We start from the raw sequence: 18,567 nt of genomic DNA on the forward strand, positions 1-18,567 counted from the left end.
TTAGTTGACACCTATTACTTCTTTTCAGGTTTCTTGGACTGGACGGATTTCTTGAGCTTAATGCCGTGCTTATCGAAGGTCTTAATGATATCTTCCTTTGGGAAGAAGCCGACGTGTCGTGAGAACTCCTTGCCCTTGGCATCAAAGAATATTTGGGTGGGAATGGTCTGAACTTTGTACTTACTTGACGCCGACTGGTCTTTCCATATATCGATAAACCGGACGTCGAGTTGTCCCTTGTATTCTTTTCTCAGATCATCGAGAACAGGAACCATCATCTTGCATAGTATGCACTTTGTCGCGCCGAGGTCGAGCAGTCGGGGAAGCTGCTTTGCGATCTTCTTTGCTGCAGGCTTCTTAGCGCTCTTTGCAAGCGCTTTCTTGGGAGCCACCGCGCCGGTCTTTACTTTGGGGGCAGGCTTTGGAGCGCTCTGAACCGGTGCGCTCACTCCAATCGCCGCAATCAATGAAACCAGAACAAGTAATTTGATACAATTGCTCTTCATGATTTTCTCCTGTAGGTTTTGTATGCCAAGATCAGAGCCGCCTTATAGGCGTTCTCTTCTTCAGGCTCGATTGCGTGATATATACGCACGGTCTCAAGGAGCTTGTCGCCGCATTTGTCATCCGGCGCCAAGCCGTTCACGGCCAGATGATCGAAGATAAGAGCAAGCCCGGCGACTGTAATGGGCTTGCCGTCGACCAAAATCTCCATACCCGGAACCGGCTTGGAGCATGCGCAGGTGGCGCTGTCCGTATCATCTTCTGAGTTGCAACAGCCGCCGTTTTCGGTAAGAATCGAATCCACAGCTTTGGCGATCTCTTCAGAGACCAGCCAGACGGCTTCCTTGTCGCTTTCGGTGCGGTCCTTTGCCGACCTGGCGCAGCATGAGCACTGACTGTCCAGTATATCCGAGACGACCAGCGCGGCGCTTACCGGACCGCTGTGCTTCTCGGTGCCTTTCTTGGCGCACAGCTTGCCGCAGCCGTCTACAGTTATCGTCGGGTGCTTGCGAGCAAAATCCTGCTCTGCCTCATTGCCTGCAAGGAACAAGGGCAGGCAGATGGTTACTGTATTACCCGGACGCATAAGTTCCAGAACCCTGCGCGTTGCAAGGCGGGATATTGTGCCCTCGGGGATCTCCTCACCGCTGCATGAAATGATACCTACTTTGATATCGCCATCAGACATATTTACTTGACCTCACTTTTGCCCAGGCCACACGCTATATCCGCTGCGATCTCACGCACTATCTTCCAGCCGTCATCGGCAAGTGCGGTCGCAGTGCCCGGCTCGGCTCCACGATGACCCCTAAATGAATCGACCACGCGCACGGACTTGACGACCCTGCCCCCGGCCATCTCCACATTTTTGGCTGCGCATAGCTTGGGACAGCCGTCTATCGCGATACAATCGGCATCCTTGATTTTAGCCCGAGCATCTTTATCGCCTGAGACCAGCAGAGCCAGACAAAGAGTCTCGGCGTTGGCCATATCCGCGGCGGCGTAAGTTGCCTCGCGCGCTATGAGGCCGTGGACCTTACCGATCCCGCTGCATGGCATTATGATTGTCTTTCGTTTACTCATATCACTCACTTTCAAAATCGCGAAAGCACGAAACCGCGAAATTCTCTCTTCGTGTTTCCTATTTTTGCACTTCCGCAGCTTTCTTCTCGACTATCCTAGAGTAAGATTGAGCGTCTAGAAGCAACTCTTTGTCGGAATCGAAATCGGCGAGTTCTATCTCGGCTATCCAGCCATTGCCGTATGGGTCCTCATTAACGAGTTCAGGCGAATCGGCAAGCCGTATGTTGACGGCAATGATCCGCCCCGAGACAGGGGAGAGGACATCCGTCATGGATTTACCGGACTCGAGTGAACCGACTTCATCGAACTGCTCTATCTGCGATCCTGCCTGCGCGGGTTCGAAATAGGTGATGTCGGTGAGGTTTTGCTGGACGAAGTCGGTGACACCTACTCGCGCTCTGGAGCCGATTACTCGCACCCAGGTGTCGTTTTCACTGAAGAGGTAGCCCTGAGATGGAATTTTGAAGATGAACTTGTCGTGCGTTACGCTCAGGAAATCGACCGGAGACTCGAAATCGCCTGGGATTAGCTCCTGCGTTGAAATATCAGACTCACGCGCGGCAAGATCATTAATCATCATATCCACAAGCTGCATCCCGACCGGGTCGGGGCGTAGTGAATCGCCTATCTCCAGACCGGAGCTTTTGGCCTGCTCGGAGACGAGTATCTTATCATCGACCTTAAGGCCGAGATTGTTGGCGAGCTTGGATGCGCAGCGGGTCGGACAGCCGTCTATCACCAGAAGATCCGACTCTGCCAGAGTTTTTTCATACCTGGCGGGAGAGTTGTTGAGCAGCACTGGACAGACTATTTGAGCGCCATTCGTCTCGCAGAGCTTCAGAGCCAGCTCACACGAGAGCACACCGAATGCTTTATCCAAGCCATTGCATGGCAAGACGACACGTTTCATTGCTCGCCCTCTTCCTCGCGGATTTTCTTGATAGCCGCGATGGTATCAGGCTTGCTGGGAAACGATATAGCGTCAGGCCCGCATGTCTTGGAGCAAGCCCGGCAGAAGACCACGCAGTTGTGCGGATTTGCTACCACCAGCTTGGGGTCTCCATCTCGCCGCTCGAACACTTTGTGCGGGCAGAACTTGTCGCACTCCATGCAAAAGTCGCACTTGGAGTAGTCTATGGTCGGGCACCAATCGATCTTGTCGCGCTTTACGCCCATGAATGTGTCGTCAGCCATCCTGGCTTACCTCCATATCTGCAAGGGCCTTCGAGACTTTTTCGACAGCTTCGTCTGTTGTCATCTCACGAATATCCAGGGGGACCATATCCGTCTTAATATTCATTCCCGCGGCCTCAAATGCGTCGCGGAAAAGCTTGATCTGCATATTTGGAGCGCACCCTGCTATGACCAGTTTCCGGCCTGCCTTGAGCATATCGGCCAGAAACCTGTCACCGTCTTCTTCGCAGAGCTGAGGGTGAATGAAGCCGTATTCGAGCGGAAGCTCGACGCGCACGCGGTTGATGAAATCCCAGATATCCATCCTGGCAAAACCGGGGCACTTGCCGGTGCACACGCACATTATCAGACCGGGAAGCTGCCTAGACATTTGACTCTCCTAAAAATTTCTTTATATCTTCAGGCGAAAGGAGACGACCTGCGGCTTTGACCTCGCCATCGATCACAAGGCCGGGAGTCATCAGAACATTGAACTTCATGATCTCCTTGATATCCTCGATCTTCTCAATCTCGGCTTCCACTCCCGCCTCATCTACCGCCTTCACAGTGTTATCGTACAGAGCTTTGCACTTGGCGCAGCCGGTGCCTAGAATCTGAATCTTTATCATACACATCCTCCAAAATATACTTGCGCTTGTTGGCTTGTTGGCGTAATAACCAAATATCAAAGAAAAAAGAAATGCCCTTACGAGCATGTTTCTTTCTGATACGAACTCACTAGCCGATCAGTTCCATCTTCTCTTCGGCGTTGTGTTTCATGACGGCCTCGACGCAGCCGAAGAAGCTGACAATGCACGGGCAGCGGAGGCTGTAAAACACCTGTTGGCCAACTTTGCGGTCATCGACTATGCCCGCCTCTTTCATGAGCGCCAGGTGCTTGGAGACGGTGGAGATGTCGGAGCCGACAAGATCACGTAACTCACAGACGCACTTCTCGCCGCCCACGAGCGCATCCACCATCATCAGCCGGCTTGGGTGCGCCAGCGCTTTTATAATCTTGGCTCTCTCTTCATATATACGTCTGTTCATACCCAATGTTTCCTTATATTTGGCATTATAACCAAATATCCCGCGCAAGTCAAACAATAGACAAGGCGAGAACGCATGTTAGATTTCGAGATGATCTTGTGGTATCCCTGTTTCAACTGCAGAGGCCCACGGGCTATGCGTTATGATATGATTGAGTTATAATGGCGGAGGTTGATTTGGAGGTGTGGTATGTCACAGTTGGCTAGAGATATTATCGAGGCGGGAGTGACGCTGGTCATTGCGGCAGCATTTGTGATCGGAGTGCGGATCGTCCTGGCAATGCTGGCTGACAGGTTCGACCAGAAAAACTCAAGCCTTACCGGCGATCTGCTTCGTGCTATGAGGCTGCCCGCCTCTATCATAATTTTGCTGGCGGGCGTATATGTCGCGCTCCTCCAGGTTGACCGGGTCGCCGATTACATAGTTAAATATAGCTCGCTCTTTGATGCAGTGACGGCTGTGGTCGTGCTTGTTGCAATTACAAGCATTATCAACCTGGCTATGCAATGGTACATAGGGTCGGGAACAGACAAAAAATCGCAGCTTTCGATGTTCAGGAAGCTGGCTGTTCTCATCGTCTGGCTGATAGGTGCGGTCCAGATACTCTCGATGATGGGTGTTAAGGTGACCGCGCTGGTCGCTAGTTTGGGTATCGCCGGTTTGGCAGTCGGCCTGGCTCTGCAGGATACGGTAGCCAACCTATTCGCAGGTTTCTACCTGGTTGTAGACCGGACAGTGCGGATGGGTGATTATATTAAGCTTGACAGCGGGCAGGAAGGGTTTGTGGAGACTGTCGGATGGCGAAATACCCAGATAAGGCTTGGGTCAAACAACCTGGCTCTCGTTCCGAATGCGAAACTGATACAGTCTGTCATCACCAACATGACCCTGCCGAACCCTACTCTGAGTGTGTATACATATGCCGGTGTGAGCTACACTAGTGACCTTGAGCAAGTTGAAAAGATAGCCATTGAAGTTGCAAACGAAGTGCTGCGCGCATTCCCCGGAGGCGACATGACATTTGCGCCGGTGCTGCGGTTCAAGGAGTTTGCGGACACAGGCGTTACGTTTGTCGTGATATTCAGGGCAATTGAAGTCGATGCGCAGTATGTACTGCAGCACGAGTATATAAAGGCTCTCCACAAGGCATTTAAGCAGGAAAATATTGAGATTTCAATGCCGGCACGGAAGCTCAACTAGAAAAAAGCAGATTCCACACATTCGGAGAGTTAAAACGCACAGTTTTGCAATCGGCTCAATCCGCATTAGGCGTAAATAATCAATACAAAATACTCAATATTAAATCAGCTGCCCCAACCCTCTCCCGCCATTGGGAGAGGGAAAACAGGTTAGAAGAGATTTCCGCGATTGAGTCTGGATTCGGGATCAAAAAGAGACCTGAGAGAGCGCATCTCGGCGATGCCCTCGTCACCGTACATCACTTGCAAAAACGGCGCTTTGATCTTGCCGATACCATGCTCGGCTGAGACCGAACCGCCCAAGGCTACCACTTGTTTGGCCCAGTCCATATACAATGATTTGCCTCGGCGGTAATCACCCATATCGTGCGGAAGGATGTTGACGTGGACATGATTGTTGCCAATGTGTCCGAAGATCACTGATTCAAGTCCGTCTTCACTCAAATCGGAGTTGTACATAGATATGACCTCTTCAAGACGGGCATCGGGGACGGACATGTCGGTGCCTAGTTTGGTAATATCCGGGCACTGGCGCTTGCGCAGGTCTATCAGCAGGTTCACAGCCTCGGGGACTGCATGGCGAAAGGCTTTGATGGGTTCGAGTTCACGCGCGGTGGTGGCGAACCAGGCATCTTCATCGCTGGCTCCAAGCTCCATAAGAGGCTCCATTGCTGCCATTACCGCCTCTTCAAGCTCCTCATCGCTCGACCCATGAAATTCGGCATAGAGAGCAGTATGGAAATCGGGCTTTAGGGCTGGTATCTTCTCAAATGCGGGATACTCGCCCTTCATACGGCGCAGCAGATTCAGCGCATCGGAGTTGAAAAACTCAATTCCGACCGGCCTTGCAGATATCGGATCAAAGCCATCGACCTTCTCGCCTCGCAAGACTCGCACGGACTTGAGCGCTGCTTCCTCTGATGGCAGGAAGACAGTCAGAGCATTGATTTCCCCTGGAGCAGGAATCAGCCTTAACTCAATTTCTGAGATCACGCCGAGTGTGCCCTCCATGCCTATCATAAGGTCGATGAGGTCCATGTTGTCTGCGACATAATAGCCTGCTGCGCTCTTTACATCCGGCTGGGTATAATTCGGCAGATTGCCTGAGATGACGCGCCCGGAATCGGTTGTGATGGTAAATGAACGACCTTGGGCAACGCACTCTCCGCGCTTGAGACTTATGATATCGCCATCGGCAAGCACTACGCGAAGGGACTCGACCCATTTGCGCGTAGGACCATAATGGAAAGTAAGCGCTCCGGAGGCGTTGGAGGCGACCATTCCGCCTATTGAAGCTGATGTTTCGGTAGGGTCGGGTGGGAAGAGAAGGTTGTGCTTGGCTGCAACTTCTCGAATTTCTGTTAGCAGCACACCGGGCTGGACTATCAGACGACCATCTCCCGATTTATTGCGCATAACCGCACTAATTGATTGCATCCGGCTGAGATTGAGCACGAGGCCGCCGGCGGGCACTGCGCCTGCAACGATCCCCGTCCGAGCGCCCTGTGTGGTTATGGACATGCCAAGCTTTCGGGCATATTTGACGGCATCGATTATGTCCTGCTCGCTCGTCGGAAACACTATGGCGTCGGCGCTGCCCAAGAGGCGGGACTCGTCGCGCAGATAGTCAACATATTCATTTGAGTAGGGAATTATCATAGCATATATTTCTTTATAAAGCTTTCGGCGCTGCTGTTGGGCAATCCTCCTGCTCCGCCTGTAACAAAAAACCGGAACGCATATATGAATGCGCTCCGGCTGTTGTTACGTTGAACTGTGGATCGGCCTTGAGGCGGCAAGCCACCCACTTTACCGCACTACCATGTTTTTGAATGTGCCCACGGCCATGAGCCACCGGTCCAGGTGCCGTTGCTTTGAGTAGCCGTATAGTGGCAGACCTGAACTGTAGTATCAGTTATACGTATTACATTTACGCCGCAATTTGCTGATGCTGAGCCATCATCATATATGTCTATACCATTCCACATATAGTGCTGTGAAGCATGCGTGTGACCGTTGAGTATGGCTATGACATTGTAGCCGGCGTTGAGCACATTAGCCAGGTACTGGCGCTGATTGGCAGTCCACCAATCGCTGTCAGAGAAGTCATAGTGCAAAAACAGAACTACGGGGGCATCGTAACCTACGGTCGAAAGATCATATGTCAGCCAGTCCAGGACAGCCGGGCTTGGATAACGCCCGATTGCGCAAAAATGCACGCCGCCCAGATTGAATGAGTAGTAGACATTGCCCTGCTCGATTGCATTTGTCGTGTAACGGGCTTTGAGCTTTTCGGCAACATATGTCGAAGTGCCGAGTGTGTAACCGCACCATCTCCAGTAATCATGGTTGCCCGGAACGCAGTAATTCGGGTATTTCAAACGATTATTGTCGCCGGCAACTCCATTTTTGGGGAAGTTGTAATCGAACCCGGTCCACTCATGCTGGTAGTTTCGATTGCTGTACCACTGAGGGGTATCGGTGGCTGGAGTTGTGCTTGACTTTCCGCCATCGCACAGATCCCCGCAGACTATAACCGCGCTTGGAGTGGGTATAGTGCCGCCATACGGCCAAGCCATGCCGGCTAGGCCATTCATCGCCTGAACAGTCGCTTTGGTTCCATTGGTCGGCGACGTGCCTTCGTAGTGCGTGTCCGACGTTTGGAATATTGTCAGGTTAATAGCCTGAACCCCGACAGACAGAACCATACATACAAGCATGGCAAACAATGCAATTCCGACAAATTTTCTTACATTCATCTCCCAATACCCTCCCTGAAATAGTTCTCTGACGGTCGCCTCACCCGCCTGCTGCTCAGACACTACTCTGATTTACACCCAGACAATGCCTAAGTGCTACAATATACCCTACATTTGTTTGCATGTCAATATGTATATACTAAAATATACATTATTATTCTTTTCACCGCGCATTCTTGTATTTGATCGTTTATGCCACAGCAATGATTATAGCAATTGTCCGTATGCAACTGCACATTATCTTATTAAAAACACAAACGGTGAAATCTCAATGGCGATCATTTGGGGGTGACCTTTTATAGGAGCGATATACTGCCACACAAAGTAAAATAAAAATCACAGCCAACAGCACAATTGCGAGCTTGCCATATGACATGGACCATATTGAGGTTATGCGCCTAGTTACCCCAATAATGATTCCCGCCAGCAGCACTGCGGCGATGTTGATCAGGCAGGAAGGACCGGATGCATACAGCGGAACTGTTTTAAGATCGGAAAATTCGCTTTCGCTTGGAGGAACATCAAAACGGCGCGTGCCGGGAGATGAAGAATCGTTTTGCCAAGCGCTCAAGGCTGAGAAAAGCGATTGTACATAGTTTCCCTTACCAGCGACATGAAGAGAGTCATACGTCTCAACGGCGGTTTCCTGAACTCCATCGATTCCGGGATGTGTCCATGAAATGATGACTCTTGTAACCTTCAAACCAAATGGAAGAATGCCGACATGGAGCGATATATCAGAAACCTGCACGTTTTTCAGCTCGAAATTGATCAGGTCGCCATAGAATACAAGCTTGCCGGGCTCTATAGACAAGAAGCCCACATCCATTACAGTATCGCTGCCGAATAGCCTCAGCATGCGCCCGGGGCAGATACCGACAAACCATGCTGAAGAGGGATCGACTTGATATTTCCGATTTATTTTATTGCCTACTCTGGGACGTAGATAGCCATGGATAAAGGCTCCACTGTATTGTATACTCGCTATGCACAACCCGATTAACAATGGGATAATAGCGAACAATACAGCGGAGCCCACAGCTATATAGCCATGCCGCAATAGTACATATCCTGCCGGAAAAAGGGCAGCAAACAGCCCAAGAAATCCTACCAGCGTAAAAAGCAGCAAAGCCATCTGAAGCCGCTTTCTGAGCTTCAAGTTATAGACTTGATCTGAAGACTGATATCTGCCGAAAGGATTAGATGGACTGTTGTTCATTATCTATTCCGTCTGAGCAAACGCACGAGTATTCTATGTGCGACTACGATAATAATCAACTTGATGTTCGGGCGTTATATCCGACAATGCACGAAACACGACTCTAGGGATTTGAAATCCCGAGATTCTGTTTCGCACGCGATCAGATATCGCGCGCGATCAACGAATAGTTTGTTAGGTCTCAGCACTTCTTGGAATCGTTTTTTTCATAGACGACACGCACGGCCTTGCCTTCATTACGAGGTAGGGTGCCCGGCTTATAGACATCACCCTTGGGGCTGAAGCCCAGGACTTCCTTGAGCTTCTTTTCCACCACAAAGCCTGTCACGCCCTCTTCGGCCTCGACATTAATGCGGACGTCCTTGACGCCGTCTTTCTCCTCGATGATGATCTGATAGTTGCTGCAGACGCCCGGGATCTCCATAAGAGCCTGCTCGACCTGTTTGGGGAAGAAGTTGACACCCTTCACGATGAGCATATCGTCTCTACGGCCTGTGATCCGGTCGAGACGCAGCGACGTCCTGCCGCACTCGCACTTCTGTCGCGTAAGAATGCGGGTAAGGTCACCCGTCTTGTAGCGGATAATCGGTATGGCCTGGCGGTTAAGCGACGTGAAGACCACTTCGCCGAACTCGCCGTCGGGGACGGTCTTGCCGGTGGTCGGATCGACTATCTCACAGATATACTGGTCTTCCCAGACGTGGATGCCTTTATGTGCCTGGCAGTCCATACCTGTAGTCGAAACACCGCCCGTCTCGGTCATGCCGTAGATATCGAACGCCTCGATCCCAAGGCCGTTTTCGATCTTCTCGCGCATCTTGTCGCTGAAGGTCTCCGCGCCAAAGATGCCGATTTTAAGGCTGGGTATCTCAGCTTTCTGGTCCTCTAAGACTTCCATAATCCTGATGCCGTAACTTACAACCGACATCAGAGCCTTGACGCCGAAGTCGTTCATCAGCTTTATCTGCCTGGGTGTGTTGCCGGCGCCTGCCGGGATTATGAACATGTCGGACTTGCGCCCGCCATGGTAGAACCCGAAACCACCGTTAAAGAGACCGAATGACGGCGTGATCTGAATAGTATCACCACTGACAAGCCCGGCCATATAATAGCAGCGAGACATGCACTCGCCCCACTGGTCGAGGTCGTGCTCATTATAGGCCATTACGACGGGAGTGCCGGTCGAACCTGAGCTCATATGCATCTCGCGCAGCTCGGACTTGTCTACACACAGCATTCCGAGCGGATACTGGTCACGAAAGTCGTTCTTGTCAATGAACGGCAGATTACGTATGTCCTCCAGCATCTCGATGTCCGCCGGTTTGATGCCAGCCGCGTCCATCTTTGCCTTATAAAACGGGCTGCGGTCGTATGCCCTTTTCACCGTTTCCTTGAGTTTTGTGAGCTGATGCGCCGCGAGCTCATCGCGCGACATAGTCTCTGCTTTTTCGTTCCAGTATCCGTTCATTGTCTTCACCTCGTTATTTCCCTCCAGGAAAGATTCTTGGAGGGATAGATTCTCTTTTTCTCCATCCCATCTTCGGCAGGTGGTTAGGAATCGTGGCATGAACACTCTCGCGATTCTCCTGTGGAGAACGCTGCCGTGTTCGCCACGAAGGAAACGAAAATGTTTCGCATTTTCGAAGGAGATAAGATAAATAGTGTCACGCTTTTACCTCTCCCCGGTTCCTGCCCAAAGACCCAGTAAGTAGTCTCAGCATTGCCCCAGCGAACATGACGTTTGCCATCTATCTACAAACGTACTTTTGTTATTTGAACTCAACTCAGGTCGAGCTCTTGGCGTATCGCTAAAATAAACATTATCTCAAACAAAACAGCTTGCCGCCGCCTGGGATTAAGTCGACATCAATTGCGCTGCCCGGTATCACGGACTGCACTTCAATCCACTCGCCGTCGGCTATGGAGAACTCCATCAACTTACCTTTGCCCATATCAAGCGTTAAGTGCGCGGTAGAATTAGTCTTGTAGTCACGGTTCATGATCATAAATGCATTGAGCTTGCCTTCTTCCGCGAACATACCAACCACAAACTGCCCACCGGTAACATAAACCGGACAACCATTGGCAATACTTTGCGTCCCTAGTGGCAGCGGGTCGGTATGATAAACCTGTGTCCCACTCAATTTCATGAGCTGTGGTCCCAAAGCCTTTATGTCCTGGTTTACGTTCGCCACCCAATCTGCGATAGGCATTCTTTTTTCATCTTGATACAGACCGCCTTGGGACACGGTTCCTGAATGGAGGAACCAGCATATTCCCCGTCCGCCATAGGCCATTGTTGTGTAGGCCAGCCAGCGAAGCTCATTCTGATTAGGGAGTCTCCATACCTTTTCACCGGAACAACACTGGACAATGTTCATGAACGGCACTCCTGCTTTTTGAGACGCATTTTTTATCAGTTCCAGATTCAGGAAATACTGTTCTCCATCGGGTGTGTCCTCAAAATTGAGAAAATGATAATGGTCGTAGCTAATGAGTTCCGGGTTGACGGTCTCTATATAAAGCCTCAGATGTTCGTTGTAGAATTTGATTGTTTCCTCGTAATCTCCAATTCCCGCGAAGTTGTCCGGAATACCTAGAGGACCACTTATAGGTTCCGTCAAAAACACACCCAACTGCTGCTGGCTGGCATATGTCGGCAGAAGGTTTATGTATGCAAGATGTTCGGGGTCTCTTTCTTTAAGATACTTCACCAACCTGGCCCAATCCGAAAACATAGGAGCGCTTGGTTCATCGGCCAGATGATATCCTTCGAAAGCCGGGAGCTTCCTGAGAATATCAATCAGTTCGTCGAGCTTCGCCTTCTTCGCAGGGTCATCCAGACTGTCGGGAACCAGGAGCGGATCGTAAAACAGCGATTTGATGCCATGATTTTGCGCCAAGTCGAGCAATCCAATGGGATTATTTACAACCTGTCCCCAAGAATTTGCAAATGCAACATTTGTTAGGTTATAACCGTCACGCAACAGTGTATCGATATTTTGGTCAGTTGCCGGCGGCGGACACCACATAGTTATAATAAACTCTTTCTGTTTCCAGCCATTTTCTGTTGCCATTTTGTTCTTTACTCCTACTGAATCGATCCCATCACCAACGTTTGAGAACTAGAACCAATTTTCGCTCCACATCCGGTCGAAGAGGATTATCCACTGCCTTAAGGCAACGGCTGGAACTACGACCCCGCTCCCCGAAGCGGGGAGCGGAGCAGGATTGCGATTATTTAATCAACGTCCACTTGCCGTTTTTGACTTCTATCATCACAAGAGAAGTGCTGCTCAGGCCGCAGTGGTCTTTTTTGGACATGTTATATATGCCGCTAACCCCTACATAGCCCTTTGTGTTTTCTATAGCTGAGCGAAGCTTGACCGGATTGGTGCCGACTTTCTTCATGGCGTTCGCAATTATCTGAATGGCATCCCAGGCATAGCCGGAATGGGTGCTGACCACGCCATAACCTCTCTTCTTGTACTCCTTTGCAAAAGCAATCTCAATTTTCTTCTGCGGGTCGGAATTCGGAAGCTGGCTCGCTACCATCAGCTTGGTCGAGGGCATGACCGTTCCGTTTGCAGCTTTGCCCGCGAGCTTAAGATAGATCGGATCGGGCTGACCATGGCACTGCACAACCTTAAAAGGCACCTTAAGCTGCTTCGCGCTCTTGGCGACGACCGCGCCACCGGGACCGATAGTCCAGACGATCATGGCCTGCGGCTTCTTTGAGGCTATCTTGCCAATTTGGACCGACGTGTCGGCATCATTGGGATCAAAGCGCTCATGGGCTACAATTTTCATCTTATAGCTGGGAGCAAGCTGTTTGAGAAGCTCTTCACCCTCCTGGCCGAACTTGTCCATAGCAGTCAGAAGAGCTATCTTGTTGATCTTTTTGCTCTGCAGATATTGATATATCCGCACTACGGCAGAAGAGCTCTTCTGAGGGCTTTTGAAGACCCAGGGACGCACGGGTGTGACCGGAGCCGCGCCGCCGACGCATGCGACAGTCGGGACTTTGGCTGCCTGGATCGCCGACATACACGCCATGATCTCACCTGTGGTGGTGGGACCGCAAATCGCCGCAACCTTGTCTCTTTCGACAAGTTTCTTCAGAGCGACAACAGCCTGAGACGGTTCGGAGCGGGTGTCGGCCACAACCAACTGCAGCTTCGCACCTTTTATACCGCCCTTGCGGTTGATGTCGTCGATGACCATATCGGCCACCTGCTTGGTCGTCACGCCCACATTGGCAGCTTTGCCTGAGAGCGCGAACAGGCCACCGATTTTGATCACCTTCGCCGCGCAGGCTCCGCCTGCCGCCAGAAGTGAGATCATAACTACTAATGCAACTACCTTCGCCAGATTCCTCATTTCCCTTTTCCTTTCGTTGTGTGTTTTCCCCTCCAGGTAGGATACCCGGAGGGATACGAGATATTTGTTATGGGTTGTGAGTTATGGGTTAGACTCCCAAGTATGCCTTCTGTATCTGTTCGGAGGACTTTAGAGCGTCCCCGGTGTCTTCCAGTATAATTCTGCCGTTTTCTATTACGTAACCACGGTCGGCAATATCCAGCGCCTTATGGACGTTTTGCTCGGCAAGCAGAATGGTCATGCCCTGATCTTTGAGAGCGGCGATCTTCTCGAATAACTCCGCTACAAGCACTGGCGCAAGACCCGTAGACGGCTCATCCAATAACAGGATTCTCGGACTGCTCATCAAAGCCCTTCCAAGGGCAAGCATCTGCTGCTGGCCGCCGCTCAGCTCCCCTGCCCTGCTCGCCAGACGCTTCTTCAGATCAGGGAAAAGTTCGAAAACCATATCGAAACGACAGTTGGTCTCCGAGCGAGACGCACGCGCTGCATTCGCGCCGACTTTGAGGTTTTCATAAATTGTCATGGATGAAAACAGCGCTCTGCCCTCGGGAACCAGAGCAAGTCCCATCCGTGCTATCTTCTCTGCCGGCTGACCAGTGATGCTTACACCGCCAAGCATTACACGCCCCTCGCTGACTTTTACAAGCCCCGCTATGCTCCTAAGCAGTGTGCTCTTACCCGCACCGTTGCCGCCCACCAGCACTACGACTTCGTTCTGCTGCACTCTCAGCGAGATGGACTTAATTACAGTGAGCTTATCGTAACCTGCGCTCAGGTTTACTGCCCTCAGCATTCGGCGACCCCCAAATAAGCTTCTATGACCCTTGGATTGCTGCTCACCTCGGATGGGTTGCCGTCCGCGATGAGCGCGCCGCTGTCGAGCACTATCACGCGCTCCGCAAGCCTCATGACAAGCTGCATGTCATGCTCGACCAGCAAAACCGTGATCCCGCTGCTGACTATATGGCGTATCAGCTTGGAAAGCTGGGCACTTTCGGTTCTATTAAGACCGGCTGCAGGTTCGTCCAGAAGTAGCATCTTAGGCGAAAGAGCGAGGGCGCGCGCGATCTCAGCAAGCCTCTGTTTGCCGAAAGGCAGGTCCCCTGCCCTTGTGTTTATATCATCGCCCAGACCCATATCTTCGAGTATATAGTTTGCGCGCTTCATACGCAGGCGCTCATCTTCCCGATACCGGCCGGGCCATATAGAACAGCCAATAAAAGAGCCTGTGTTCCAAGCGCACAGGACATTTTCGAGCAGAGTCATATCGTGAAAGAGCCGGACGTTTTGAAATGTGCGCGCTATACCCCGCTTTGCAGCCTTATGCGGCTGAGGCGGCAGCTTCTTGTCCAGAAAGCTGATGTGACCATCGCTGGGCGGCATGGCAGCGGCTATCAGGTTGAAAAGAGTGGTCTTACCCGCGCCGTTTGGCCCGATGATAGCAGTAAGGCTCCCCTCATCTATCGAGAAGCTCACGTTATCCACGGCGCGCACGCCGCCAAAGGTTTTGGTTATGTTAGTCAGTTCAAGCATAGCATAAGCTGAGAGTAGAGAGTGGAGAGCTAAGAGCTTGGCTCTGCGCGTTCTACTCACTTTGATCCCAATAATCGAGCGCGATATCTGATCGCGACCGCGGAGAATATCGCGATCTGAAATCGCACAGTTCTTTTTCGGGCTGGATCGGATATCCAGCCCGATCAGAGAATATTACACCACCATGCCCTTGTTTCGGCCAACCATATGCAGGTAATCGTGCTTCCACGCGAAATCTACCAATGTGGAGAGTTTAGCGGTAGCAAGGCCGACTACAGTATCGGCGGCGCCATAATACATCCAGACTTCATCACCGCGCACTACCGCGCCGCATGTAAAGACCACGTTAGGCACCAGGCCATACTGTTCGTAATCGACCTCAGGGGCGAAACACCAGTCCGATGCCCTTGCGAGCACCTTGCGCGGGTTCTCAAGATCGAGCAGCGCCAGCCCGAGTCTGTAGACCGGATGACCCGCCGCCTCTTTTACGCCGTGATATATCAAAAGCCAACCCTGATCGGTCTTGATAGGGGGCGCTCCGACGCCTATCCTGAGGCCGTCCCACCAGGGTCCGCCGCGCTCGGGAATAAGCACACCCGGCTGGCTCCAATAGACCATATCATCGGGCGAACTTGCATACCATATGTGCTCCTGGCCGCCCGTGACGGGCCTGTGAAGCATTATCCAGTGGCCATCGAACTGCTCTGGAAAAAGGCAGGCGTCCTTGTTTGTCGGCGGGAGAACGGTTCCCAACCTCTCAACAGTTAAGAAATCCTTGGTCCTTGCCAGAGCTACCGCCGGGCCGTATCTGGAATAAGCCGTATAGGCGATGACCCACTCGCGCGGGGCGATCTGCGTGACTCTCGGGTCTTCACAGCCCCACTCTTCGTATGGAAATTCGGCTTGGTCAGGACAGAGCAGAGCTTTGTCGTCAAAGCGCCATGCATCGACCCCGTTTTTGCTCCTGGCTACGCGAATCTCTGAGATCCCTCGGCGCACCTCTATACGCAGCAGCAATAGTGTCTCGCCGTCGTACTCGACAACACCGGGATTGAACACCGAATTTGCCTTAACCGGCACATCCATCGGTGTTATCAGCGGCTTATTCGTCATTCTTGTGAAAGGCCCATCAGACATACTCATCACCTCCGAAAGATATGTCCATCATTTCCTTCTGACTGCACCCGCAATACGGGCAGCGGCTCTCTTTAGTCCGGGAATCATCCCTGAAGGAGACAAAATAAGGATCAGCGCAAGCATAATCCCAAAGATCATATGCTCAATGCGAGATGTATCTGCTGCGCCCGCTGCCGTGCCGACAAGATTGATTATCTCGTGCAGGACAGTCAAAATCACTCCGCCCGCCACGCTGCCCCAGATGCTGCCCATGCCGCCTATCACGACCATCATGACAAGCTGCACGTTCATCATCAGACTGAACTCTTCAGGCAACAGCATACCGTCGGACTGGACAAACGCAAAGAGCACACCCGCAATTGCGGCGAGTACGCACGATGCGGTAAACACCTTGACCTTGAGGGCGAATGTATTGATTCCAAGCGATGCGGCCGCGGACTCGTCACCCTCGATGGCTCTAAGGCTCCTGCCCTGAGGCGATTCGATAAGCCCAATCGCCCAGACTATGCATAAAGTCACCATCGCCCATATGAAATAGAACTTGCTGAGACTGTCTTTGACTAAACCGAAAAATGTGATCTGCGGAAGACCCAGAATTCCGTCGGCCCCGCCTGTGATCGGGAACTTGGATATCCCCTCACCTATTATTATGCCTATCGCCAGAGTCGCCAGCGCAAGGTGGTTGCCCTTGAGCCGGAGTATGGAACTGCCTACCAAAAACGATATCAATGCAGTCCCGATGATCCCAGCCAGAATTGCAGACCACATCGGCCAATGCAGCGATTTGATCAGCACCGCAGGAATGTATCCGCCGAGAGCATAGAAACCGGCATGACCGAGAGATATCTGACCAGTATATCCCATCAGCAGCGTCAGACCGCATACGATGATAACATATATCCCGCAAAGTTGAGCCAGATCGAGCAAATATGAGTAGTCACCAGGCAAGAGTCTTGGAAAAACAATAACCGCCAGAGCCATAGCCAGCGGACCCATATATATCTTCCAAAGCGGCTTGGGGCGCGGATATTTGCTGATCATCTCGACAGAATCCCCCTCGGCCTGATCAAGAGCAGCACGACAACAATCGCAAGCGCAAGGATATCTTTATAACCCGAACTGAAGAAGCATATAAACTGCTCCAGCACCCCGATAATCAGCCCGCCAAGCACACATCCTATGGGATTTCCCAGTCCGCCAAGTATCGCTGCCGAAAAGCCCTTGATGCCGATCATCGTACCGCCGTCGAACTGCATGCTCATGATCGGAGTAATCATCACACCGCCTACCGCCGCAAGCGCCGCACTGAGGGCAAAAGACATTGCCGAAGCAGTATCCACGCTGATCCCACAGAGCCTTGCACCCTCACTGTTTTCCGCACATGCGCGCATGTTCATGCCGAACCGAGTGAACTTGAAAAAAACAACCAGCAAAAGCATACATATGCCGGCCACAGGGATTACCAGCAGCGAGTGGGCATCCACTTGGCCCGCTCCTATTTTGACTGAGCCATCCATCAGCTTGGGAAGGGTATATGGATCAGTCCCCCATATGAATGAAGCAGTTGACTTGGCCACAATTGAGAGCGCAATTGTCAAAATTATATATGTGACCGGCGAAGCGCCCTTGGCTGGGCGCAAGGCAATCAAATATGAGAGCAGGCCTATAAGAGCTGCGACCAAAATCCCCAATCCTATAGCATACGGCATTGGGAGTTTGAGAGCGACATGACACCATGCGCTGGTCAGCGCTCCAATCATTACAAACTCGCCCTGAGCAAAGTTGATGATCCCGGTCGTTGAGTAGATGACGTTAAACCCGAGCGCTACGAGCGCATAGATGCTGCCTATCACCACCCCGTTTGAAAAAAATAAGCCGATGTAATGTCCCATATATTAACCGATACTTAAGCTCCTCAATAAGCATAACGCAATATGAAAACAAGTGCAAGACAGCGCCTCAGCGCCTATAGAAGTGAAGACGTGGGGTGGTAAATACATCAACCGCGAGTCCGCCTCGCACCCAATTACAAACACAGGCCGGAGAGAGGTCCGGCCTTGTGTTGATTTCTGTGATGACTACTCGAAAGACGGCGGGGAAGGTGGAGTTTCACCCGGCACTTTGAATGTGCAAGACGCCTTAGAAGTATTTCCCGCCGTATCTGTTGCGGTAATAACTACTGTGTATGTTACTGAAGAAGTATTACCATTTTCGGCAGCCTCATAGCCGCTGCAACTGAAAGTGCTGCCTGTAGTAAGACTCATAGTCAGCGTGGAAGATGATTTATCATAAGGGTCCGTAACAACCGCGGTTACTGACTTCACTGCAGTGTTATCGGTAACATTCGCCTTAATTGTTACATCGCCGCCCGCGCAACTGCTTGGAGATGCAGCCGAAGCGCCGGATATCGTGGGACCGGTGGTGTCGCCGGAGTTTGTGCCGCCTCCACCGCCTCCGCATCCTGCGATCATTGCAATCGCCAGCAGCACACCGCAGGCAATTAGAATACGTCCTTTAATTAACATAA

At 51.6% G+C, this 18,567-nt stretch carries 21 protein-coding genes; 1 reads left to right on the top strand and 20 read right to left on the bottom strand.

Translation table 11 applies throughout. The features are described 5' to 3' along the window. Positions 1-14: 14 nt before the first annotated feature. The 8 genes from ABFD83_12860 to ABFD83_12895 form a co-directional block, all read right to left on the bottom strand. Complete coding sequence (locus tag ABFD83_12860) at positions 15-506, bottom strand: thioredoxin family protein (protein ID MEN6357960.1); 492 nt, start codon at positions 504-506, stop codon at positions 15-17. Then, entirely contained in the window at positions 503-1,192 is a 690-nt protein-coding gene (locus tag ABFD83_12865; GenBank protein ID MEN6357961.1) for a putative zinc-binding protein, read from the bottom strand. Before ABFD83_12865 ends, ABFD83_12860 begins: the two co-directional genes overlap by 4 nt. Before the next feature lie 2 nt (positions 1,193-1,194). After that, on the bottom strand, positions 1,195-1,587 hold the full coding sequence (locus tag ABFD83_12870; GenBank protein ID MEN6357962.1) for a putative zinc-binding protein: 393 nt from the start codon (positions 1,585-1,587) through the stop codon (positions 1,195-1,197). Positions 1,588-1,645: 58 nt separating this feature from the next. After that, positions 1,646-2,497: a glycine cleavage system protein GcvH gene (gene gcvH, locus ABFD83_12875; GenBank protein ID MEN6357963.1), complete on the bottom strand. Its 852-nt coding sequence runs from the start codon at positions 2,495-2,497 to the stop codon at positions 1,646-1,648. Continuing rightward, positions 2,494-2,781, bottom strand: coding sequence for a 4Fe-4S binding protein (locus ABFD83_12880; protein ID MEN6357964.1), 288 nt, complete (start codon positions 2,779-2,781; stop codon positions 2,494-2,496). The genes gcvH and ABFD83_12880 overlap by 4 nt, the downstream gene beginning before the upstream one ends. Next, the gene (locus ABFD83_12885) at positions 2,774-3,151 is read right to left on the bottom strand and encodes a hypothetical protein (protein MEN6357965.1); all 378 of its coding nucleotides are present in this window, start codon (positions 3,149-3,151) and stop codon (positions 2,774-2,776) included. Before ABFD83_12885 ends, ABFD83_12880 begins: the two co-directional genes overlap by 8 nt. Then, on the bottom strand, positions 3,144-3,386 hold the full coding sequence (locus ABFD83_12890) for a thioredoxin family protein (protein MEN6357966.1): 243 nt from the start codon (positions 3,384-3,386) through the stop codon (positions 3,144-3,146). Before ABFD83_12890 ends, ABFD83_12885 begins: the two co-directional genes overlap by 8 nt. A gap of 112 nt (positions 3,387-3,498) precedes the next feature. Then, the gene (locus tag ABFD83_12895) at positions 3,499-3,810 is read right to left on the bottom strand and encodes a metalloregulator ArsR/SmtB family transcription factor (protein MEN6357967.1); all 312 of its coding nucleotides are present in this window, start codon (positions 3,808-3,810) and stop codon (positions 3,499-3,501) included. A gap of 189 nt (positions 3,811-3,999) precedes the next feature. On the opposite strand from ABFD83_12895, the gene ABFD83_12900 reads away from it, so the two are divergent. After that, positions 4,000-5,010, top strand: a complete 1,011-nt coding sequence (locus ABFD83_12900) for a mechanosensitive ion channel family protein (protein ID MEN6357968.1) — start codon at positions 4,000-4,002, stop codon at positions 5,008-5,010. A gap of 149 nt (positions 5,011-5,159) precedes the next feature. Here ABFD83_12900 and ABFD83_12905 read toward each other — a convergent pair whose 3' ends face one another. From ABFD83_12905 to ABFD83_12960, 12 genes are all read right to left on the bottom strand, one after another. After that, positions 5,160-6,668: an FAD-binding oxidoreductase gene (locus ABFD83_12905; GenBank protein MEN6357969.1), complete on the bottom strand. Its 1,509-nt coding sequence runs from the start codon at positions 6,666-6,668 to the stop codon at positions 5,160-5,162. A 158-nt stretch (positions 6,669-6,826) separates the two neighbouring features. After that, on the bottom strand, positions 6,827-7,768 hold the full coding sequence (locus ABFD83_12910) for a metallophosphoesterase (GenBank protein ID MEN6357970.1): 942 nt from the start codon (positions 7,766-7,768) through the stop codon (positions 6,827-6,829). A gap of 268 nt (positions 7,769-8,036) precedes the next feature. Further along, positions 8,037-8,987, bottom strand: coding sequence for a hypothetical protein (locus ABFD83_12915; GenBank protein MEN6357971.1), 951 nt, complete (start codon positions 8,985-8,987; stop codon positions 8,037-8,039). 181 nt (positions 8,988-9,168) lie between these two features. Next, the gene (locus ABFD83_12920) at positions 9,169-10,455 is read right to left on the bottom strand and encodes a phenylacetate--CoA ligase (protein ID MEN6357972.1); all 1,287 of its coding nucleotides are present in this window, start codon (positions 10,453-10,455) and stop codon (positions 9,169-9,171) included. A gap of 352 nt (positions 10,456-10,807) precedes the next feature. After that, entirely contained in the window at positions 10,808-12,064 is a 1,257-nt protein-coding gene (locus ABFD83_12925) for a hypothetical protein (protein ID MEN6357973.1), read from the bottom strand. A gap of 160 nt (positions 12,065-12,224) precedes the next feature. Continuing rightward, positions 12,225-13,367, bottom strand: coding sequence for an ABC transporter substrate-binding protein (locus tag ABFD83_12930; GenBank protein MEN6357974.1), 1,143 nt, complete (start codon positions 13,365-13,367; stop codon positions 12,225-12,227). A gap of 88 nt (positions 13,368-13,455) precedes the next feature. Continuing rightward, the gene (locus ABFD83_12935; protein MEN6357975.1) at positions 13,456-14,163 is read right to left on the bottom strand and encodes an ABC transporter ATP-binding protein; all 708 of its coding nucleotides are present in this window, start codon (positions 14,161-14,163) and stop codon (positions 13,456-13,458) included. After that, positions 14,157-14,963, bottom strand: a complete 807-nt coding sequence (locus ABFD83_12940; protein MEN6357976.1) for an ABC transporter ATP-binding protein — start codon at positions 14,961-14,963, stop codon at positions 14,157-14,159. The genes ABFD83_12935 and ABFD83_12940 overlap by 7 nt, the downstream gene beginning before the upstream one ends. Positions 14,964-15,077: 114 nt before the next feature. Continuing rightward, positions 15,078-16,040 (bottom strand): glycosidase, encoded by a 963-nt coding sequence (locus ABFD83_12945; GenBank protein ID MEN6357977.1) that lies wholly within the window; start codon positions 16,038-16,040, stop codon positions 15,078-15,080. A gap of 27 nt (positions 16,041-16,067) precedes the next feature. Then, positions 16,068-17,081 carry a branched-chain amino acid ABC transporter permease gene (locus ABFD83_12950; protein MEN6357978.1) on the bottom strand — a complete coding sequence of 338 codons (1,014 nt, stop codon included), beginning with the start codon at positions 17,079-17,081 and terminating at the stop codon, positions 16,068-16,070. After that, on the bottom strand, positions 17,078-17,932 hold the full coding sequence (locus tag ABFD83_12955) for a branched-chain amino acid ABC transporter permease (GenBank protein MEN6357979.1): 855 nt from the start codon (positions 17,930-17,932) through the stop codon (positions 17,078-17,080). The genes ABFD83_12950 and ABFD83_12955 overlap by 4 nt, the downstream gene beginning before the upstream one ends. 186 nt (positions 17,933-18,118) lie before the next feature. Next, on the bottom strand, positions 18,119-18,565 hold the full coding sequence (locus ABFD83_12960) for a hypothetical protein (GenBank protein ID MEN6357980.1): 447 nt from the start codon (positions 18,563-18,565) through the stop codon (positions 18,119-18,121). Positions 18,566-18,567: the final 2 nt, after the last annotated feature.

This window comes from Armatimonadota bacterium, from assembly GCA_039679645.1.
GTDB lineage: Bacteria > Armatimonadota > UBA5829 > UBA5829 > UBA5829 > UBA5829.

Coding starts and splice junctions, on each gene's coding strand:
- ABFD83_12860 (MEN6357960.1), bottom strand. CDS start 506: ATGAAGAGCAATTGTATCAAATTACTTGTTCTGGTTTCATTGATTGCG.
- ABFD83_12865 (MEN6357961.1), bottom strand. CDS start 1,192: ATGTCTGATGGCGATATCAAAGTAGGTATCATTTCATGCAGCGGTGAG.
- ABFD83_12870 (MEN6357962.1), bottom strand. CDS start 1,587: ATGAGTAAACGAAAGACAATCATAATGCCATGCAGCGGGATCGGTAAG.
- gcvH (MEN6357963.1), bottom strand. CDS start 2,497: ATGAAACGTGTCGTCTTGCCATGCAATGGCTTGGATAAAGCATTCGGT.
- ABFD83_12880 (MEN6357964.1), bottom strand. CDS start 2,781: ATGGCTGACGACACATTCATGGGCGTAAAGCGCGACAAGATCGATTGG.
- ABFD83_12885 (MEN6357965.1), bottom strand. CDS start 3,151: ATGTCTAGGCAGCTTCCCGGTCTGATAATGTGCGTGTGCACCGGCAAG.
- ABFD83_12895 (MEN6357967.1), bottom strand. CDS start 3,810: ATGAACAGACGTATATATGAAGAGAGAGCCAAGATTATAAAAGCGCTG.
- ABFD83_12900 (MEN6357968.1), top strand. CDS start 4,000: ATGTCACAGTTGGCTAGAGATATTATCGAGGCGGGAGTGACGCTGGTC.
- ABFD83_12905 (MEN6357969.1), bottom strand. CDS start 6,668: ATGATAATTCCCTACTCAAATGAATATGTTGACTATCTGCGCGACGAG.
- ABFD83_12910 (MEN6357970.1), bottom strand. CDS start 7,768: ATGAATGTAAGAAAATTTGTCGGAATTGCATTGTTTGCCATGCTTGTA.
- ABFD83_12915 (MEN6357971.1), bottom strand. CDS start 8,987: ATGAACAACAGTCCATCTAATCCTTTCGGCAGATATCAGTCTTCAGAT.
- ABFD83_12920 (MEN6357972.1), bottom strand. CDS start 10,455: ATGAACGGATACTGGAACGAAAAAGCAGAGACTATGTCGCGCGATGAG.
- ABFD83_12925 (MEN6357973.1), bottom strand. CDS start 12,064: ATGGCAACAGAAAATGGCTGGAAACAGAAAGAGTTTATTATAACTATG.
- ABFD83_12930 (MEN6357974.1), bottom strand. CDS start 13,367: ATGAGGAATCTGGCGAAGGTAGTTGCATTAGTAGTTATGATCTCACTT.
- ABFD83_12935 (MEN6357975.1), bottom strand. CDS start 14,163: ATGCTGAGGGCAGTAAACCTGAGCGCAGGTTACGATAAGCTCACTGTA.
- ABFD83_12945 (MEN6357977.1), bottom strand. CDS start 16,040: ATGTCTGATGGGCCTTTCACAAGAATGACGAATAAGCCGCTGATAACA.
- ABFD83_12950 (MEN6357978.1), bottom strand. CDS start 17,081: ATGATCAGCAAATATCCGCGCCCCAAGCCGCTTTGGAAGATATATATG.
- ABFD83_12955 (MEN6357979.1), bottom strand. CDS start 17,932: ATGGGACATTACATCGGCTTATTTTTTTCAAACGGGGTGGTGATAGGC.
- ABFD83_12960 (MEN6357980.1), bottom strand. CDS start 18,565: ATGTTAATTAAAGGACGTATTCTAATTGCCTGCGGTGTGCTGCTGGCG.